Below are 18,879 nucleotides of genomic sequence, written 5' to 3' on the forward strand. Positions count from 1 at the left end.
TTACAGTAAAAACATACATATTTTTACTTTTGACTTGAAACCAGAGCCTCCCACTTATTTACTCTTTCCAGAACATGACTGTTAAGAGTAAACGGCTTATCTGATTTTGCATTCTGCTTCATGTAATGCAAAGTGCCTTTAGAATACCCTAACTTCTTCCAATCAACATAAGAAATATTGAAAATCTTGTAACTATTCAGCCACTGATAAAAAAGTATGTTTTTTCAGCAAAATGCTGAAATTCTCAGAATAATAGCGGCGCTCCTTTGAGCGCCGCGAGAATAGCATCTATAACATTGAAACCATTCTTTTTAATGGTTGAGATATAAGCTCTAATTCTGCAGAAAGCTTCCGCTCCTTGTATAGTTCTGAAAGTTCCTGATATTTTCTGCTGTAATTTCATCATCCTTATGTCTCTTTCTGCTTGGTTATTCTCAAACGGAACTCTCAAGTCATTGAGGAATCTCAGGATCTGTTTTTTGTTTTCTATAAACCTGTCAAGTAGGTTCCTTGCTTTTGTTTTTGGATTTTTACCACGTTTTCCTTGTTTTTCAGGGTTTAGAGAAGGTGGATTTTCTTCAATCCCTTTCATGACTACAGCATCGAACCTTTCTTCTAACACTTTAATTTGCTCAAAGTCCAGATCTTTGACCTGCTCTTTACACTCATCAGTATACTTTTTCATTTCTGTTAACAGTTCATTCATCTCTTTAGCCCATTGCTGTTTATAGTTCTCCTCAATTCCAGTAAGTTCTCTCTGGAGATGAGCATTGCAAAGAGCATGATCACATTCATAACTGTTATAGGGTTTCCATCCGTCATGAACTGCTATTCCTTTAAACTCTGGAAGAATTCCCATGGCATTAATTGCTTCTGATCCTCTTTTTGAGTGAGCAAAATAACAGGTGTATTTGTCATTAGAAGCTACATGAAGCCAATGCCTTTTTCCTTCAATTTTCATCCCAGTTTCATCACAATGGATTACAGGAGAAGTTATTAACCTCTCCTGACTCACATTTTCAAACTCCTCTAAATTCCGGAAGCATTCTTTTTCTGCTCTGATTATCGTAGCAGAACAGATTTTTATCCCCATAACGTCATCAAAAAACTCTAAAATCCTTTTATAGGGAATAAACTGGTAGTTTTTACAGTAAATTGCTGAAGCTAAAATATTAGGACCATACTGGACGGGATATTTCACAGATTCTGGAAAAGAAGCTTTATTTGATTTTCCACAGTGAGTACAGGTCTTAATCTGACTTCGATGTTCCGTAACAATTAGATTTACAGGAGGAATATCAAAAATTTGTCTTCTCTCATAAGCTTCAACTTCAACATCCTCAAGAGTATGTCCACATTCTTTGCAGCAGGTCAAAGAATGTTCAATTACCTAATCAGGATCATTAACCATATCAAGAGTTGTGCCTGGATGACCTTCTTGACCTCCAGGTTTCTTCCCACTCTTTTTCCGGAGACTCTTGGGATTAGGTTTTTCTTTGACTAAAAAGTCAGTAGAAGGAGGTTTACTGCTGTTTCTGCTATTTTGATTTAAGCGAGATTCTAAAATCCTTACACGTTCTTCTAGTTCAGCAATTCGAATAGCTTGTTCTTCTATGATAGTTTCAAGTCTCTGGATTACAGAAATTACAGCTTCAGGACCAGCTTCATAGATAACGAGGATCTCTTCACGTGTAAGCATAATAACGAAACAAAATAGGATTCAATTTATATGCAATTTTTCCTCGAAAAGAGGAAAAATTGTAGCCTTTCAAAGGCTACCTGAATTGTTACAAAATCTTTTGCCTTATGTCATAAGAATCAATTCTTTCAATCTCATATTCGGGCTTAACAAAATCCAGTTTCTCCTTTTTACTTGTGAGGTAATGAGCTAATTCTCTTACCTTAAGAAAGATAACATAACTCCAAGTGCTTTCTTTTCCCTGGTAACTTACTTTTTTATTCAGCATATTGGAAAACTCGTTAACAACCTTCCTAGCTCCTGTAGGTTTTAATCTCATATTGTAATTTTCTGTTCTTATGAAATCCTTAGTTTCCATAGCCCCACTTTCAACCAGGCTGATAACTGTCAGATCAACAAGGAACCTGAAAGGTTCCTGAAGGTCATAGGCTAAACTGTTTTTGCTTGGTGTCATTTCATGCAAAAACCCTACATGAGCATCCAGACCCACAGAATTAATGGCTCTAAGGCATTCAGATTCAAGCAGAGAATAGCCATAATTAAGCATGGTGTTTACCATATCCCCAGATCCTACAGGTCTTCTGTACTGGTCTATCCTAGAACAGAAATCATATTCCTTTGGAACAGCCTTTGAAAACTCATTCCAGTATTTCCAGGCTAACCCTCCCTCTGTCCCCATAAGCCCCCTGATACTCTTTACATTTTTTAGATTTGTGAGCTCATCCGATACCTCAAATTTAATTTCAGGATATCTTTGGCTAAGGAAATCAAGAACAGTCTTGGACTTCTCAAATTTAGCCTCAATAAACTTCTTTGCTATCTCAAGCCTCGCTTCCTTATCCTCAAAAGCGTGATACTGAGCAAACTTTGTTTTTACATTGGTACTTTCAGGGGGAAGCATTGTTGTTAAGATCTTGCCATTCCAATTGAGAATAGTGACCTGGACATTATGCTTAATCAGCCATCTAACAGCCTCTAAGGTCAGGTTTCCACTCTTTCCATAAATGATAATGCTGTCAATGTCAATCCTTTTTGGAGAAAACACGTATTCTTGAGGCTCTTCAGTAGTCGAAAACCTCCCATCCTTGATATGGAGCCTGGCTCCATCAACGTGCATATTTATGCCATGACCATTCAAAAGAAGAAGCTTCACCAAGAATCATCCTCCTTCTTTCCTTTAGTATAAGGATTTTCATACAAACCCAAATTAATTAGAGCATCAGTTCGTATATTAGAAACAAACTGTGAAGCATACTCTTTTCCTTCTATTGCTAGCTCTTCTTCTAGCTTGTAAAGTTCTTCTCTGTGTTCTTCAATAAGATTGGCTGTGTATTCTGTATTGTAAACATTTTCTACAGAAAAAGGGTCTTGTAGGGTTTTTGCATCTTTTATAAACCTTTCAATTACAGCCTTATGCCCATAATGCCCAAGAAGATAGATAATGTGAGTTCTAAGGTTTACATGGGTTGAAACAGGAACAGGATATTTGTCTAGCAATTTTACTAACAAGTCAATTGTTTTTGCTTTATTCGTTGGCTCAATATCTTTTTTCAAAATATATCTGTCTAACAAGAGCAATAACTTATCAGTAAGGTCGTCATCTATGTTTCCTTTATCAATGTTTTTATCAAACTGAGCTACAACTAGATCCAGTTGTACAGGAGTTAAAACATAAGTTTGTTCATAACGGGCAATCTCTTTTAAAGCCATTTTTTGCTTCATGGGCTCTTCTGAATCAAGCCTTTCTAAGATCTTATCCATATGCTCCGTTATTTTGGATATATTTTTCAAGGTGAGATAACTGGCGTTTTTATCAGTATCTTCTATTCCTAATTTCCCAAAATCGGAATATTCCATCCGTATAATCATACCTTGATTCTTTAGTTTGTCTAATTTGCGGTTTATACTTTTGAGGCTATATCCAAGTTCATTTTTATGTATTTCCATGAGGTCTTTTATGAGTTGCCGCCTTCTTGCATATCCTTTTTGCGTAAGATAATTCTTTACTTCAGTGTCAAAATCATATTCTTTCTTTTTCATATTGATCCCAAGTATATATAAAATATATGTCAAACTTATACTTAAAGTTATACTCAATTCTGTACAATACCTAGTAATGCATACTGTTTATTGTGAGACTATGACCACAAAAGACCGAGTACTGATAACATTGTCTCCTTACCTCAAGGAGAAACTGGCACAGAAAGCAAAAGAATACGGATGCTCTCAGGCTGAAGTTATGAGAACAGCTTTTATCAGAATGATGGAGGCGGAAAGATGAGCCGACCAAGATTTTCCAAAGAATGTAGAACCTATGGAGAATGGCTCAAGGCTCAGCCCAGAGATACAAAATATGCAAAAGAAATTATCAGGAAACACAAGTTTTTCCCTGATCGGAGCCTCAGCCAACTTAGAAAACTCAAGATCGGAGATTTTGATCTAAGCCAAGTAGCCTGGAAAACTCTTTCAGCCCAGGATAAGAGAGATAGAACTCTATCTCTCCAAATTTTAAGAGAAATGAGAAAAGGGGAAACCCTTTCTTCGATACTTGAAAAAATAGGCAAAAGAACCGAATTTGCAGTCAAGCATCTTGGAAAGAACCTGTACAAGTCAGGAGGAACTTGGAAGGTCACAAAAGCCGATACTATCCAGGTTAATATGCTGATCTATTCCATAGAAGGACAAAAAACGATCATTACAACCAGTTCTAAAGATAGGTCTTTGATTGGAGAATATTTCGCCAGTGTCCAGAAGGCTACAAAAAATAATGATCCTTCTGTTCTTGCCAAGTTCAAGGATATTCAAATAGTGGATGCTGAAGGCAAAGTCCACCATTTTGAAACTGACCTTGATAAGCTCTATGAGATCCTGGAAGCACAGGAAGAGCCTGAATTTTTGGAAATCTATCAGCATTGAGGAGGGGAAACTATGGATAAAGAAGCATATCAGAAAACTTTGAACAAACAGAAGAGAAACCGAAAAACTTCTGTTTGCTGTGTTATTTGTGGGGAAGATGACCCAGATGTAATTGAAATGCATCATCCCTATGGGCGGAGCAATTCAGACCAAGTTCAGCCTCTCTGTAAAAACTGCCATTCCAAGATATCAAGGGAACAGAATAAGCTAAGCCCAAAAGCCAGATCTGGAAATGCCTCTCCTGAACAAAAGAGAGCTTTTCAGATAGTCTCTATTGGTGCTTTACTAACAGAATTAGGAACTCAGCTAATTGATGTTGGAAATGAGATGATGCAAAATGTCTAAAGTTGCAGTTAGGGGATATACTCAGAGACTTGAGAAAAAAGGGGAGTATAGGAGCTTTAGGCATTATGATACCCCTCTCAGGCATAACAGGGTACTGGTCTTTGATACTGAAACAACCATAGACCAATATCAAAATTTCAAAATAGGATACTTTCAGATCTACCAGGATGGAGTTATTCAGCATGAGGGGTTATTTCATGATCCAACTATCCTGAATGAAAGAGAAAATAAGATTCTGGAAGCCTATTCAAAAAACCATAACTTAAACCTGTACCTCCTGGATGAGTTTATAGACAATGTATTTTATCCTGAAGTCTTTGAGCTTAAAACCCTCTGCAATGGGTATAACCTGGCTTTTGATATAAGCAGGATAGCTAAAAGATCAGGAGATTCAAGAGGAAGGAACAGAGGAGGCTTTACCCTTACCCTCTCAGATGATCCCTTTAAGCCTCCTGTAATCATCAGGAAGCTTGGAGATTCTAACAGCTTCAAGTTTACCACTACCAAGCAGAACAAAGGAGAGAGCTATTTCTCAGGCTATTTCCTGGATACTCAAAGGCTTGCTGAAGTTCTCCTCCAATCAAACCATATTTCCCTTGAGAAAGCAGGAGAGAAGCTTAACACGCCTGTTCAGAAAATGAAAGGGGTTGAGCATGGAAAGGTTACTGAAAAGTATATTGAGTATCTGGTTAAAGATGTTGAAACCACCCAGGCTGTATATAAGGCACTTATTAAGGAGCTTGACGTTTATCAGATCCATATACCCATAACAAAGATCTTTAGCTCTGCTTCCATTGGAAAACATGCTCTCAGCCAGTTAGGGGTTAAGCCATTCTTGGAAATGAATCCAGATTTTCCAGATTCGGCTATTGGAAACATGATGACTTCTTATTTTGGGGGAAGAACAGAATGTAAAATCAGGAAGGAGCCAACAAAGGTTACAGTTCTGGATTTTACAAGTATGTATCCCACAGTTACAATGGAAATGAACCTTTGGAAATACATCATAGCTGAGAGCCTGGAAATTCAGGACATCACAGAAGAAACCAGGGAGTTTATCTCAAAACTGAAGCTTTCAGACCTTCAGAAACAGGATACATGGAAAAAGCTTGTTGTTATGGTCAAGATTCAGCCTGATAATGATAATTTACCTGTAAGGATGGATTACAAAGGAAATAATACAGGGTTTAACGTAGGAATCAATTATCTGAGTTCTAACTCTGAGATGTGGTATTCTTTACCGGATGTTATAGGCTCCTACCTCCTTACTGGCAAGGTTCCAAAGATCAAAGAAGCTGTAAAATTTATTCCTAAAGGAGTACAGAAGGGGTTAAGAAAATCCAGGATTCTTGGAGTTGATATTGACCCATCAAAGGATAATATTGTTCAGGTTCTTGTAGAAGAGAGGCAGAAGATTAAGGAAAAGTCAAAAAAGGCAGATAAGAATGATCCTGAACTTCAGCATATATCAAGCAGAGCCCAGGCTATCAAGATTCTTGTAAACGCTCTCAGTTATGGAATCTTCATTGAGCTTAACCCAGAAGATAAGAAAAGTGAGTTTCAGGTTTATGGGCTTGATAACTTTGTTACTAAGGAAAACAGGTTTGAGAAGTCAGGCAAGTATTTTCATCCTCTCCTGGCTGTTATGATTACTTCAGGAGCCAGGCTTTTCTTAACAATGGCTGAAGCCAGGTTAAAAGAGCTTGGAGCTATTCACACTTATATGGATACTGATTCTGTGTTTGTGCCTCCTGAAAAGGCTCAGGAGCTTGTAGAGTTCTTTAAGCCTCTTAACCCCTATAACATTGATATTCCATTGCTCAAGCCTGAGAAAAAGGATCTCTGGTTTTATGGAATTGCTTCTAAAAGGTATGCCCTGTACTACTATGAGAATGGAAAAATCAGGTTCATGGAAGATGAAAGGTCTTACAAGCTTCATGGGCTTGGACATTTGACAAACCCTTTCCCTAATTCAGTTGAAGATTGGCAGGCTGAAATCTGGCAGGATATTCTTAAGCTACACTATGGGCAAATTACTGGACGGGATATTGAAGAGAAGTATTCTAACCTTTATGCGATTTCTCAGCTTACTGTTAGCACTTCCAATGTATTGAACAGGTTTAAGAAACTGAACGAAGGGAAGCCATGGAAAGAACAGATTAAACCTTTCAATTTCTTCCTTGTAGGGTTCCAGGCAATTGAAGAAAATGATAAGGCTGTCAAGCCTATGGCTCCATTTACCAAAGATTATCAGAAGATTGTCTATGAGCCGTTTATTGATTATGAAAAAGGAGAAGTTAAGGACGGATCTCAATATTTCAAACCATTGAGCAGAACCATATTGCAGTATATTGAGCATTTTGAAAATAAGTTTGATGGAGATATTGGAGTTTTAGAGAGAAAATACATTCAGGCTGATGGTTTAGTTTATATTGGGAAAGAAGCCAATAATATTGAGGATCAGCCTTTAGATGTTACTGGAGCACAAGTTTTCATTAATGAGGTAGAGATTAAAAAGAAAATACTTGCTCTTACTCCTGAAGAGGCACGAAAGTTAGGGGTTATGCATAGAAGTACATTGAAGAGAATGAAAGATAGAATTATGAAAGGAGATAAAATAAATTTGGATACAAAAGAAGTAAAAAAAGTAGTTTATTTTGAAAAATAATACTGAGTTATTGGTTCAAAGCATTATACACGAAACCAATAACTCCAGCTAATACTACAACCCACGCCAGTATTCCAAGGAAACCAAAACTTTCATTTGAAAAATGTTGAGCTATTACAACTATTGCGCTGAATAAAAAAACAACTCCATAAGTTGGAATTCCTAAGAATGGAGATTTATCACTCATATTTATCAGAATGTTATTAGATCATATACTTAATAAACTTTTTTATACATTAGATCTATGGTTGAATAATCTTTAGTTATAACCAATCAAAGAAAAAATAAATCTAATCGCCTGATTTTCTTATTATTAAATAAGAGAGGTTGTAAAAGACAACACTAAAAATAAGACTTCCAATGAGCCTCCTAATTTTGCAAACCTCTTTACTGAATGGAGATTCTTACTAATGACTTCCGAAGAATATATAAAAATTACCAATAAAGATGGACAGATAAAACTTTTACCTGTTCCTAAAAGTGATGAGATTAGTAAAGTCAAATATTTATTAAGATCGATTGATGCTTTTATGCTCAGTATAATTCATAAAAAACATAGAGATGGTTTGATATCTAAAGAGGACTATACAAAGATACTCCATCACAATTTTTGTTATATTGATTCTATTTTTACAAGAATTAGGATTTTTAGTTTATTAAGAGAAGATATTTATTACATTGTTCGCGATGTGATAAAAGATAATGAAGAAAATGAAGGATTTATGATACCGAATTCTAACAGTCTTAGATTAGTTTCATTATATAAAGAATACTTGGATAATATTTACAACATTATGGAAAACATTTCAAGATTTAATTTGTTTTTCTTTAATAAAAATATGGCACATAGTTTTTCGGATCAGTGTAAAAAAATAATTGATGGGAAATATGATATTCCGCCTGAGTATATTAAAATTATTGAGAATGAGATGGATTGGTATAGAGATGTTCATTTAATACGAAGCAACATGAATCATTTCTTGATTGGCGATTATGAAATTAAAAAAACTGATAATGGAGAATGGATTTTTAAATACGAAAATGTAAATTTATCTTCTCGTATGTCACATACGGAGATAAGTTACATCGAAAGAAACATTCTCAATGATGTTGAAGAATTTTATATGTTTTTATTCCAGTTTTTGAAAAAAATCTTTTTAGTTTATCTAAAACAAACTGGACCCAAATCTAAAGGGCACTTTTTGAAATATACTGAGGATGGTATATGTATTCATGAGTTGTCTTTTTACGAATATATTTCTGGAGAAAAAGGTGAAATAATTGAAAAATTCGATTAATACTTTTAGGCAAACTTCACAAAAACAATAGGACATTTTTAGTTAAGGTAGCTTTTAAAAATGAGTGGTTGTGCGTAACTCTCACACATGCGTTGCGTTTTTTTGAGTTACCTAGATCCCTTAAAACAGATGCGAGGGGTGGGATTCGAACCCACGAAATCCTTCAATACCGGATCTTAAGTCCGGCGCCTTTGGCCTGGCTGGGCAACCCTCGCAAATTGAAGAGTAACTTTTTATTTTTATCTGTCCTACCTTTTAACAGCCTTTTTGCTTTTAGCTCTTTTCCTCGGGGTTTTGTTCAAGCATATAATAATTCCTTAAGTTTGATGCCTCTGAACTGCTGATCGACTCTTGTGCTTGAAAAAACAGGCTGGTTTTGAGCCGCAAAAATTTCCTTATGCGGGCATGCTCTAAATAGAGTTAAATTATTTAAAGTTTATTCCTTACCTTATGGAGATTACATTTCTTGGCACTGGAGTTGCTATACCTGAAAAAGGTCGGGTACAGTCCGGATTACTTGTCAGTCTTGAGGACAAACCTCTGCTTGTTGATTGTGGAAGCGGCGTCTTAAGCAGGTTCCCCGATGCCGGAATCTCACATACGGAAGTAGATACCGTACTTCTATCACACCTTCACCTTGACCATGTTGCTGACCTTCTCCCCCTCATTAAAGCAAACTGGCTTAGAGGAAAAACCGATATGCGAGTGTATGGTCCTGAAGGGACTGATGACTGGTTCTCAAAGGTAATTGGAGCTTATGAGTATATTCTGGACGAAGTGGACGTGGATGTTATTGAACTCTCTTCCGGAAGGAAGTTTACACCTGAGGAGTTTGACTGTGAAATAACCTGTGCAACTGCTGCCCACAGTGTTCCGACTCTGGCATACTGCGTGACCGCAGAAGACGGAGAATTCGTATACTCAGGGGATACCGAGCCCTGCAGAAATATAATGGACATGGCACTTGAAGCCGACCTCCTGATACACGAATGCTCCTTCCCCCCCGGCACAAAAGTAACAAACCACACAACCCCAAGCACTCTGGCTGAAATGCTTGAAGACTACAACAAAGAAATCGGAAGTCTTTGCCTTACACACTTCTATCCGGAAATGAAGGGGCATGGTAAAGAAGCAATACACCGCCTCAAGGACTATGTTGACGGAGAGGTGATCCTTGCAGAAGACCTGATGAAGCTTGAATTATAAAGGAATTCAATAAGGAATTCAATAAGGAATTCAATAAGGAATTCAAATTGCAAAAATTTGAACTATGAACATTTGAACTAAACATTTGAACTATGAACATTTGAACTATGAACATTTGAACTATGAACATTTGAACTAAACATTTGAACTATGAACATTTGAACTATGAACATTTGAACTATGAACATTTGAACTATGAACATTTGAACTATGAACATTTGAACTATGAACATTTGAACTATGAACATTTGAAATCTGATTAGAATCAAAAATTTTGTGGAATCTGGAGAAGTACAGGATTTTAAAATCCCCGGCTTTTCCATCTGTTTAAAGTATCTTAGGCTCAATCCAGGATTTGTCTTACTAGAATTTATCTTACCGAGATTTACTTTAATGGAGAGCAAAAAAGAGAGTCTGCTTTTGTTTATGAAAAGCTCTGAAAGACCAGAATTACATTTTGTCCACGGTGATTATCATGGCAAGAATACTTTCCGAACTTGATATTGGCATTCTGAAAACTGTCGCCCCGGAATGTGAGGGGCTCCTCTGTTCAGGCTCAGGAGTACCCTATCGTTCCATTCTCCCGCCTCTGGCAAACCACTACTCAAAAGATGCAGCCGATTTTCTGAGGAGGATCAAGCTGCTGTCCATTTATGACCTTGAATACCTTGTAAGGCTTATTCTGTCAGGAGAAGAAAGCCTGGGCTGCGTACCTTTTGATTACATCACTCTCTTTGTGGAAAACGTATCAGAGAGGCTAGGGGAAGAGGTTGCATCTCAGGTGAGAAAATCATATGAAAATTCCGAATGTCCTGCCTGAAGATACAGGTCCGGATAAGCCGTCTTACGCTCTCCCGTATTTATCTTCAAGCCTTTCGATATCGTCCTCTCCGATATACTCTCCCTGCGAGATCTCAATGAATACCAGGTTCTGGCTGCCTGTGTTTTTAATGCGATGTATTTCTTTTATCGGTAGATCGACCGAATCTCCTGCAAGGACCTTTATCTTGTCACTGTTTTTAGTTACGACCCCCTCGCCGCTGATTATATACCAGTGCTCTTTCCTGTGAGAATGGCGCTGAAGTGAAATTTTTTCCTGAGGCAAGACCGTAATGCGTTTGACCTTATATCCTGGCTTATCCGTGAGCACCTCATAAAAACCCCAGGGCCTTTTTGCCTCACGTTTGCGCTTTTCCAGGATTGTTTCATATACCCTGATATAGTCATCTACCATCCGACCAACAGAGAAACGTTTTTCCACGCTTTTCCGGCATTTTCTGCGTGATATGGAGTTAACCTTCTGGACAGCCTCTACAGCTTCGTCTACATCGTTTACCAGGAATCCGGTCTCTCCGTCCATGATCAGTTCAGGCATTGCACCTCTATTTATTGCAATTACGGGCGTCCCGCAGGTAAGGGCTTCGACTACCCCGAGCCCGAAAGCCTCCTCATAGTTGATCATGTGCAGGAGAGCACGGGCATTTGAGAGCAGCTCCTTTTTGTGCTCCTGAGAGACATGCCCTTCATAGATTATCTGCTCGTCATCGATCTGGGGCTCAACTTCATTCCTAAAATATTCAGAGTCTCCAATAAAGCCAGCCATTTTCAACTTCATTCCTGCTTTTTTTGCAACTTCTATTGCCTCTTTTGCGCCTTTGTCCCTGTGAATACGTGAGATAAAAAGAAGATAGTCCTCAGGCCTCTCTTTAAATGGAAAACTCTCGATATCTATCCCGTGCCGGACCGTTGCTATATAGTCCAGCTCATTGCACCGGGAGGCATCGCTTATGGATACGTAATAAGTACTGTTGTTATATTTTTTATAAACCGGCAGAATTTTCCGCGAAGAAAAGCCGTGTATGGTTGTTACGACAGGCGTGTCTACAAGTCCGCTGTAAGTGAGAGGAAGATAATCAAAGTGGTTATGGATTATGTCAAACTCATTTGCCCTTTCAAAAACCTCTGAGATATGCAGGCCTTCATAAACTTTTATAATCATATCTTTATCTTCTTCGTACGGACTCGGGCACACTGCATGAAGTTTGCCTGCAGTATGCGAATCAGCTGTTGCAAACAGCGTAACATCGATGCCCCGTTTCACCAGCCCTTCAGTTAATAAGGATACCATTGCCTCCCACGGACCGTATTTCTTAGGCGGTGTGCTCCAGGCAATCGGAGATAACATAGCAATTCTGATAAAGGTCTCCCCCAGTACTTTTTATTTTTAAGCTCCTCTATCTCTCTATTTTATTCAGGAGTTATGTGCATGTTCCCCTCACCGATCGGCAGAACTCTGCAGATCTGTTCTTCAGGGCACCCATGGATATATTCCAGGACATCGGAAATTTTTGCGCTTGCCATGGACACAGATGTATCTGCGCTTCCGTAATAAATACGGATTTGATCGTCAATTAAGACCCATCCGCAGGGGAAAACAACATCATTAACATCTCCACTGCGTTCGTAAAGTTCATGGGGTCCGAAAACCCACCCTTCTGACCTGTGGAGGACTTTCCTCGGGTCTTCAAGGTCAAGAAGAGCCAGCCCAAGTCGATAACTTGCTTTAGATGTCGTTTGGCGTACCCCATGATACATAATTAACCATCCGTCGTATGTACGAATTGGCTGTGGGGATAAACCTATTTTGCGGGCATCCCACCACCCTCCTTCCCGGGCATACAGGAGAACCTGATGATCACCCCAGTGTCTCATATCCGGAGAGAAGGAGATCCAGATATTTGCCTTCGCTCCGCTCATTGAGGAGACCGGCCTGTGTAACATTGCCCACTTGTTGTTAAACCTTACAGGAAACAGAGCTGAATCCTTATTCTCAGGAGGCATGGTAGCTCCTATCCGCTCAAAATTGCGGAAATCCTCTGTAAAGGCAAGAGATGTTAAGGGACCGGAATCCGAATAAGCAGTATACGCTACAGCCCATTTTCCCATCTCATCTATGTAGGTTATACGCGGATCTTCAACGCCGTATAGCTCTTCAGGATAGTTTACAGGGTCCGGGGCAAAGGTTGGTTCAAAGTCGATCTCCCAACCATCTACCCCGTTATTACTTCTGGCTACTGTAAGGTGAGAAAAGCCCCTGTGGTCTTCAACCCGCACCAGTAATAGAGTTTTATTATCAACTATAGCGGCTGCAGGGTTGAATACCGAATTGGCCTGATATGGCCAGTCTTCAATAGTGAGTATAGGATTTTTTTTATGCCTTACAAACAGTTCTCCGTGGTCCTTCCAGATCATGATATCATTTCTCACTCTGCTTTATTTACTGATAACAGGTTCTTTCTCTTCGGCAAGACTTCTTCAATTGCTGCCGGTTGGAATAATGTACTGTAGGCTTTATCTGCATGTTTATTTAAAGAGCTTAAAGCCATGAGGAAACAGATTACGGGTTCTGCTCCCTGGTTGCAGTTCATCCCGTTGCAGTTGAGCCCGTCGCAGACCGAACCTGTTGAATAGTCATACATGAGAGTTTGCAGGCGGTTTCTGCCCAGGAAATATTCAAAAGAGTATCTTGCAAGCTCCAGATATCTTCTCTCACGGACGGTCTCATAAGCTGAAATATACGCCTGAGTCAGGTAACCTGCCTCGATGGGCTGCTGGTCAAAAATTGGTTTTTCTCCATCACAAGAATACCAGCCCTGATTTCCAACAATATCGAAAAATTCGCCTTTCCACTGGATGTCCGTAAGAAAGTCAAGGGTGTTAAGCCCAACTCTCCTGTAAGTTCGGTCTTTGGTATAGTTATACGCCAGTATAAGGGATTCACTCAGTTTTGCATTGCTGTAGGTAACTGTGGGTTCAAACCAATTCCAGCCTTCTTTCCTGTTAGCCTCATACAGGTCTATCAGAGAGTCTGCATGGCTGATAAATATGGATTCAAAGTTATCTTCTATAAGGGAGTCTATGGACCTGCCAGCATCCCTGTGTGTGTTAAATATGGATTCAAAAGAGTCCTCATCCACACCTGCCCTGAGCATTTCATACAGCCCGCACATTGTATAGGCTTTTGCTCTCGGATAACTCAGTCTTTCCATCTGCTTTCTGGATTTACTGACAAGTGTATATGCAAGCGTACGTATGTTTTTTGACAGATAAGGACAGCTTATCACATGCCCAAGCCCATAGACCGCGCGCCCGAGAGTATCTTCACTGCCTTCTTCGTCCAGAAACTCCCTTCTATAGCTCATAAAGTTATGGAAATGCCCTGTATCGGTCTGGGCATGTTCGAGAAAGCTCATGTATGTGGTAATCAACTTCCAGAGCTCTGCGGCTTTTTCCTGGCTGTCGATAAGCAGTGTCAGGGCAACGAGCCCTCTGCCTACATCATCGGTACTGTATCCATAGTGGCGGGCAGGCACACCCAGATTGGTATGCTGGATAATTCCCACGTCATCGGTCAGCAGTTTGATGTGGTCGAGTTTTACTTCGGGAAGCTGGTCTGGAAGGAAATTAAATCTGTTTTGTACTCCGGGAGAGACATTGTAGTGCTTTAAAGCCTTGCTGAACACAGTATTGTATTCTTTGCCTATATTTTTCCAGGTCATTTTTCTGCCAAAATCGTATGCATTTCTGCGCATATTATTACACTCTTTTGGGTTTTCGATTAAGTATAAAAGCGAGTTTTTAAAGCCTGCAGTGTCTCCGAAATCTACAAGCAGCCCACGATTATCGGAAAGCATTTCCTGGGCGTACCAGTAAGGAGTGGATACTATTGCTTTTCCCATGCCTATCGCGTAGGTCAGAGCACCGCTTACTATCTGTTCTCTGGAAAGATAGGGAGATGCGTAAATGTCACTGGCAAGGATATAATTGCAGAGCTCTTCTTTTTCGACAAATTTATCATGAAACACTACGTTATTCTCAAGCCCGAGTTCGGAAACCCTCTTCATAAGATACTGCCTGTATGCTTCTCCATTGTGTTTTTTGACCATGGGGTGGGTGGCACCCAGTACAAGGTAAACGAGGTCAGGATACTGGCTTACAAGCTCCGGGAGAGCCTCAAGAATACTTTCAATGCCTTTATTCTGGCTCAGCAAGCCAAAGGTAAGGATAAGGGGAGTCCCTTTCAGATTCAGCATTTGTTTATACTTGCTGCAGTTGTCAAATGGATAGTCAGGTAAGCCGTGAAAAATGATCTCTATTTTTTCATCTGGAACTTTATAAACATCTTTTAACATATCGACTGCAGTCTGGCTCATCACTACCAGCTTTTCTGAGTATTGTATGAGTTTTTCCGTGGATGTGCGGTATTCCGGTTCCGGTTCTCGTATCACTGTGTGCATTGTAGTAATCACAGGCTTGTTTATTCCTGAAAGAAGAGCGAAAATGTAATCGCCTGCGTTTCCCCAAAAAAGACCGAATTCGTGTTGAAGACATACGATATCTGCATCGGACTGGTTTATAAAATCTGCAGCCCTGTAGTAATCTTCGAGTTTGTCCCTCTCTATTTGAAAAACGACCTCTTCAGGATAGTTGTGGTTTTCAGAAGGGTCATTGAGGGCGATGACCTCACAATGTATATCGTCATGCACCCCGGATACTGAATTCAAAAGATCAAAAGTAAATGTAGCAATTCCACATTCTTTCGGAACATAAGTTCCTATAAATAAAACTCTCAGTTTCTTATTCAACTATTTCTCCCCCCAAACTTAGAGTAATCAGGGTCGTAATTCTCAATAACAGAACTAAAGCACTTAATTAAGTATGCTCCCCACTTAGTAACACTTAATTAAGTTGTACTCCCCGGTTTTTTAATTTATACTTTATAATTATACTTCATAATTCTTCATTTCTATATGTCCACATATTGCCATATCGGGTTAAACATATAATTATATATGTATTTATTGTGAAATGAGCAACTTATTGAAAAATAAATAGTTACAAATCGAAAAAGAATTATTCTGTTTCGATTCTGTTTCGAGAACTCCAATCAGCAATCGCTCAATTTACTGAGAAAAAGCGATATGTTTACAATCTCCACCCATGCACTCATTTCGCGCACTCACTTTGCTAAAATTTAGTTAAATGAGTAACAAAATATCGATTGGATATAGCAATTGTATCCGATAATATTTAATATTATTTATAAATATATTTGTGTAAGATAACTGGATAAAACAACCAAACTTAGATAAAATATTGTTATCTAAAAATGCCCGATAAATATATTTTAAAAAAATTCTGATAAAAATAAGGCGCTTCATAATCTAAAACTATATTTTTGCTTCCTGCTGCTACTGTATACAGTATGATTATTTTTCTTGTTTCCAGTTTATAAATTTTGAATGGGAATCATGTTTTATACATATCGATTTTTGCCTGAATTAATTTTTCATTTGGATTAAACGGAACAGGAAAATAAAACTTTTTAACTCCTTAACATTCACTTTTTATGGAATTTTTGTAATGAGGTTTTTTTTCGTTTATTCCATTTTTTCAGTTTCATTTTCAACTTTATCCTCCACTAATGAAAACCATAAACTGATGAAAAAATTTAAGAACATGATCCTCCTATATACACTGTATAATTAAAATTTAAATGTTGGCGACAGCTATGGTAACTAGTCAAGAAAGACAGAAGGCAAATCTAGCCAAAATGAAAAGAATAATGGAAGAAATTGAAAGCACAACAAATGATTCCCATCTAATAGTCGAATTAAATGAACTTCTAAAAAAACAATATCCACTGTCTCTAAAATGGCATATGGTTATATTTAAAAGTGAAATTGATAAAAGCTTAAGGTACTTAGAAGATATAAGAAAAGTAGAAATTAAGGAGACTGGTGGAAAGCACAAGCAAAGAAAGGAGCCAAAAGGGGGAAAGCAAGTATACGATAAACCCTCAGAGATACCAGGCGCGTTTAAACTTGATTACTCCATAGTATATGATGCTAAAACAAACCAGTATAAATGGTTAAAGTGCAGCACTCCCAGAAATACAAGGGCAAAAGTGTTTACAATTCCAATATCTATGATTGGAGAAGATAGGCTCAAATGGAGTGAAGAGATGAAACGTAAATGGGGAGAAGACAGCATCGGAAAAAGAGAATTAATGGAAAGGGCTGTTAATAATTGAAAAATTCAGAATTAAGCAGTTATTAACTCAAAAATTCAAAATTTTATAAGATTGAGAATAATGCCTCTAAAAGAGGATTAAAGCTGGAGATTAGGGAATCTACTGGATAGTGGTTTGCTGAATTTAAATTCAGACTGTAAATTTATTATGAAATATTTCTATGGACTTTGAAACCGTGCTCATGTAAGAAAAAGCCAATAAGAGATAATCAATCCAAAATTATTCTTTTGATTCTATGAAAAACAACTATAAAAAGTTCGAAAAAAATCAGATGTTTTGCTTTGAGTCAATAGAAAAAGATTACAAAAAAATGTGTGTATAGCCCGGCACGGATTCGAACCGAGGTTGCAGGATCCAGAGTCCCACATGATTGACCGCTACACTACCGGGCTTCGATGATTTTTCGCTGCGGGGCGTGATTCTTGCGCCTTGAAGCGTATCTTCTAAAGGAAGATTATATATATATAACTTTCGGCTGGGCACCCCCAAATTTGTCAAAAGTTTAATTATCGGATAGGATCTCAGAATTTTAAAAAGTTTAATTTCAAAAGTGGGATTATTACTCAGTCAGAAAGGATGTTGCTCAAATTGTCTGATTACAGGCTTTCTTCGGACTGGTTGAGGACAGCAGTCCACCACCAGCGGGCCATATCTATAAGGTCTTTTGAGAATTGGCCGGAAAGCCGGTACTCTTTGTTTTTTATTGAAATAAGCCCGGCTCCGAGGAGCTTATTGCGCATTGCATAAAAAGAGGCACGACCTATCTGGAGTTCTTCCAGAATGGTTTTCCATTCATCAGTTCGGATGGCATTGCCTGCTGCCTGCCGATCTTCAACCATTGACAGGAATTTTTGACCCCGTATAGCAGTGGCATCTTCCTGAAAAATACGCCTCATAAGATTATAATATGGGTCTCTTGAGTGACCTATACGGGCATTGGCATCCGATCGTACTACGATAGTGGTTGCCGTTCTTGGTGCGTTTTTCACAAGTGACATTGTCCATCAGGCAATTGGGGTGAATTGATAAGCTTTTCAGGCTGCGGAATCAGTAGATTTTTTCGTGGGTGAGGCAACTATCTTCATAAGCAGGTCTATATACTCTTCTCTTAAAAGATAAACCATTGGAGTTTTGTAAGATTCCTTATGTGCCCTTAGAATTCCAAGTTTCGAATGAATGTACCCTACCATTGATGCCACAGTATTTCTTGATACATTATATCTGCTTGAAAGCATTTCATGCAGCTCATCAATAGTTGCTTTCTTTACCCTGATGAAGATACACAGAATAGCCCTTCGATATCCACTGGAATCTACTTCAAGAAATTTCTCTAGTCTGGATTTAATTTTAGCTCGGATGGATACCATAAATTACCACCTCTACTGATGTAGTAAACTATCTCAGTTATAGCTCTATATATAGGTTTGTAAATTTATTCGTTCTGCTGGGAATGGATATTAAAGCTCCTGTTCTTCAGGCAATTTTACTTTGCTCAAGTTCAGCTTTGTGTATAGATATATCCTTTATCCAATATATCGCTTTTTATGATCCATTTCCATTCTCAAAATCCCGGAGTTTTCCGGGAGTTGTTCTGCATAGAGGCATGACTTTTTATATTTTTGTATTTAACTACTTTCTTTGATAAAGATTTTTA

General features: G+C 38.4%; 16 protein-coding genes, 2 tRNA genes and 1 pseudogene. 8 read left to right on the plus strand and 11 right to left on the minus strand.

Annotation, left to right across the window (positions count from 1 at the left end):
• Positions 1-244 precede the first annotated feature (244 nt).
• The 3 genes and pseudogenes from tnpC to MSWH1_RS08575 all read right to left on the minus strand — a co-directional run bounded on the left by tnpC (position 245) and on the right by MSWH1_RS08575 (position 3,739).
• A pseudogene (tnpC, locus tag MSWH1_RS08560) lies at positions 245-1,699 on the minus strand (IS66 family transposase).
• An 88-nt stretch (positions 1,700-1,787) separates the two neighbouring features.
• Entirely contained in the window at positions 1,788-2,852 is a 1,065-nt protein-coding gene (cas1, locus tag MSWH1_RS08570; protein WP_369798587.1) for a CRISPR-associated endonuclease Cas1, read from the minus strand.
• Positions 2,849-3,739, minus strand: coding sequence for a hypothetical protein (locus MSWH1_RS08575; protein ID WP_048127746.1), 891 nt, complete (start codon positions 3,737-3,739; stop codon positions 2,849-2,851). The genes cas1 and MSWH1_RS08575 overlap by 4 nt, the downstream gene beginning before the upstream one ends.
• 100 nt (positions 3,740-3,839) lie before the next feature.
• On the opposite strand from MSWH1_RS08575, the gene MSWH1_RS19630 reads away from it, so the two are divergent.
• The 4 genes from MSWH1_RS19630 (at position 3,840) to MSWH1_RS08590 (ending at position 7,628) form a co-directional block, all read left to right on the plus strand.
• Positions 3,840-3,980, plus strand: a complete 141-nt coding sequence (locus tag MSWH1_RS19630; RefSeq protein WP_197074578.1) for a hypothetical protein — start codon at positions 3,840-3,842, stop codon at positions 3,978-3,980.
• Positions 3,977-4,615, plus strand: coding sequence for a hypothetical protein (locus MSWH1_RS08580; protein ID WP_048127748.1), 639 nt, complete (start codon positions 3,977-3,979; stop codon positions 4,613-4,615). The genes MSWH1_RS19630 and MSWH1_RS08580 overlap by 4 nt, the downstream gene beginning before the upstream one ends.
• A gap of 12 nt (positions 4,616-4,627) precedes the next feature.
• Entirely contained in the window at positions 4,628-4,960 is a 333-nt protein-coding gene (locus MSWH1_RS08585; RefSeq protein ID WP_048127750.1) for an HNH endonuclease signature motif containing protein, read from the plus strand.
• A gap of 637 nt (positions 4,961-5,597) precedes the next feature.
• Positions 5,598-7,628, plus strand: coding sequence for a DNA polymerase (locus tag MSWH1_RS08590; protein WP_231591692.1), 2,031 nt, complete (start codon positions 5,598-5,600; stop codon positions 7,626-7,628).
• 7 nt (positions 7,629-7,635) lie between these two features.
• Here the strand turns inward: MSWH1_RS08590 and MSWH1_RS19025 are convergent, their stop codons facing one another.
• Positions 7,636-7,815: a hypothetical protein gene (locus MSWH1_RS19025; protein WP_156148113.1), complete on the minus strand. Its 180-nt coding sequence runs from the start codon at positions 7,813-7,815 to the stop codon at positions 7,636-7,638.
• A gap of 223 nt (positions 7,816-8,038) precedes the next feature.
• Here MSWH1_RS19025 and MSWH1_RS08595 point away from each other — a divergent pair, with 223 nt between their 5' ends.
• The gene (locus MSWH1_RS08595) at positions 8,039-8,926 is read left to right on the plus strand and encodes a hypothetical protein (RefSeq protein WP_048127755.1); all 888 of its coding nucleotides are present in this window, start codon (positions 8,039-8,041) and stop codon (positions 8,924-8,926) included.
• Positions 8,927-9,056: 130 nt separating this feature from the next.
• Here the strand turns inward: MSWH1_RS08595 and MSWH1_RS08600 are convergent.
• Positions 9,057-9,141 (minus strand) — tRNA-Leu (locus MSWH1_RS08600).
• 235 nt (positions 9,142-9,376) lie between these two features.
• Between MSWH1_RS08600 and MSWH1_RS08605 the strand changes: the two genes are divergently transcribed.
• Together MSWH1_RS08605 and MSWH1_RS08615 are read left to right on the plus strand one after the other, a co-directional pair.
• A complete protein-coding gene (locus tag MSWH1_RS08605) occupies positions 9,377-10,132 on the plus strand; it encodes an MBL fold metallo-hydrolase (RefSeq protein WP_048127756.1) in 756 nt (251 codons plus the stop codon).
• A 475-nt stretch (positions 10,133-10,607) separates the two neighbouring features.
• A complete protein-coding gene (locus tag MSWH1_RS08615; RefSeq protein WP_048127760.1) occupies positions 10,608-10,952 on the plus strand; it encodes a hypothetical protein in 345 nt (114 codons plus the stop codon).
• Between the two features lie 24 nt (positions 10,953-10,976).
• Here MSWH1_RS08615 and MSWH1_RS08620 read toward each other — a convergent pair whose 3' ends face one another.
• The 3 genes from MSWH1_RS08620 to MSWH1_RS08630 all read right to left on the minus strand — a co-directional run bounded on the left by MSWH1_RS08620 (position 10,977) and on the right by MSWH1_RS08630 (position 15,777).
• Positions 10,977-12,260 (minus strand): glycosyltransferase, encoded by a 1,284-nt coding sequence (locus MSWH1_RS08620; RefSeq protein ID WP_231585359.1) that lies wholly within the window; start codon positions 12,258-12,260, stop codon positions 10,977-10,979.
• Positions 12,261-12,379: 119 nt separating this feature from the next.
• On the minus strand, positions 12,380-13,384 hold the full coding sequence (locus tag MSWH1_RS08625; RefSeq protein WP_048130336.1) for a glycosidase: 1,005 nt from the start codon (positions 13,382-13,384) through the stop codon (positions 12,380-12,382).
• 11 nt (positions 13,385-13,395) lie between these two features.
• The gene (locus tag MSWH1_RS08630; RefSeq protein ID WP_048127764.1) at positions 13,396-15,777 is read right to left on the minus strand and encodes a glycosyltransferase family 4 protein; all 2,382 of its coding nucleotides are present in this window, start codon (positions 15,775-15,777) and stop codon (positions 13,396-13,398) included.
• Between the two features lie 968 nt (positions 15,778-16,745).
• On the opposite strand from MSWH1_RS08630, the gene MSWH1_RS08635 reads away from it, so the two are divergent.
• On the plus strand, positions 16,746-17,225 hold the full coding sequence (locus MSWH1_RS08635; RefSeq protein ID WP_231591694.1) for a hypothetical protein: 480 nt from the start codon (positions 16,746-16,748) through the stop codon (positions 17,223-17,225).
• A gap of 319 nt (positions 17,226-17,544) precedes the next feature.
• Here MSWH1_RS08635 and MSWH1_RS08640 read toward each other — a convergent pair.
• From MSWH1_RS08640 to MSWH1_RS08650, 3 genes are all read right to left on the minus strand, one after another.
• Positions 17,545-17,617 (minus strand) — tRNA-Gln (locus tag MSWH1_RS08640).
• 204 nt (positions 17,618-17,821) lie between these two features.
• On the minus strand, positions 17,822-18,223 hold the full coding sequence (locus MSWH1_RS08645) for a hypothetical protein (protein ID WP_048127767.1): 402 nt from the start codon (positions 18,221-18,223) through the stop codon (positions 17,822-17,824).
• 36 nt (positions 18,224-18,259) lie between these two features.
• Positions 18,260-18,592 (minus strand): DUF2551 domain-containing protein, encoded by a 333-nt coding sequence (locus tag MSWH1_RS08650; protein ID WP_048127768.1) that lies wholly within the window; start codon positions 18,590-18,592, stop codon positions 18,260-18,262.
• Positions 18,593-18,879 lie beyond the last annotated feature (287 nt).

Source organism: Methanosarcina sp. WH1 (assembly GCF_000970005.1).
Classification (GTDB): Archaea; Halobacteriota; Methanosarcinia; order Methanosarcinales; family Methanosarcinaceae; genus Methanosarcina.

Excerpts from the sequence above, each read along its gene's own strand:
- MSWH1_RS08645 (WP_048127767.1), bottom strand. The coding sequence starts at position 18,223 with ATGTCACTTGTGAAAAACGCACCAAGAACGGCAACCACTATCGTAGTA.
- MSWH1_RS08595 (WP_048127755.1), top strand. The coding sequence starts at position 8,039 with ATGACTTCCGAAGAATATATAAAAATTACCAATAAAGATGGACAGATA.
- MSWH1_RS08615 (WP_048127760.1), top strand. The coding sequence starts at position 10,608 with ATGGCAAGAATACTTTCCGAACTTGATATTGGCATTCTGAAAACTGTC.
- MSWH1_RS08605 (WP_048127756.1), top strand. The coding sequence starts at position 9,377 with ATGGAGATTACATTTCTTGGCACTGGAGTTGCTATACCTGAAAAAGGT.
- MSWH1_RS19630 (WP_197074578.1), top strand. The coding sequence starts at position 3,840 with ATGACCACAAAAGACCGAGTACTGATAACATTGTCTCCTTACCTCAAG.
- MSWH1_RS08620 (WP_231585359.1), bottom strand. The coding sequence starts at position 12,260 with ATGGTATCCTTATTAACTGAAGGGCTGGTGAAACGGGGCATCGATGTT.
- MSWH1_RS19025 (WP_156148113.1), bottom strand. The coding sequence starts at position 7,815 with ATGAGTGATAAATCTCCATTCTTAGGAATTCCAACTTATGGAGTTGTT.
- MSWH1_RS08585 (WP_048127750.1), top strand. The coding sequence starts at position 4,628 with ATGGATAAAGAAGCATATCAGAAAACTTTGAACAAACAGAAGAGAAAC.
- MSWH1_RS08650 (WP_048127768.1), bottom strand. The coding sequence starts at position 18,592 with ATGGTATCCATCCGAGCTAAAATTAAATCCAGACTAGAGAAATTTCTT.
- MSWH1_RS08575 (WP_048127746.1), bottom strand. The coding sequence starts at position 3,739 with ATGAAAAAGAAAGAATATGATTTTGACACTGAAGTAAAGAATTATCTT.
- MSWH1_RS08590 (WP_231591692.1), top strand. The coding sequence starts at position 5,598 with ATGAAAGGGGTTGAGCATGGAAAGGTTACTGAAAAGTATATTGAGTAT.
- MSWH1_RS08635 (WP_231591694.1), top strand. The coding sequence starts at position 16,746 with ATGAAAAGAATAATGGAAGAAATTGAAAGCACAACAAATGATTCCCAT.
- MSWH1_RS08580 (WP_048127748.1), top strand. The coding sequence starts at position 3,977 with ATGAGCCGACCAAGATTTTCCAAAGAATGTAGAACCTATGGAGAATGG.
- MSWH1_RS08625 (WP_048130336.1), bottom strand. The coding sequence starts at position 13,384 with ATGATCTGGAAGGACCACGGAGAACTGTTTGTAAGGCATAAAAAAAAT.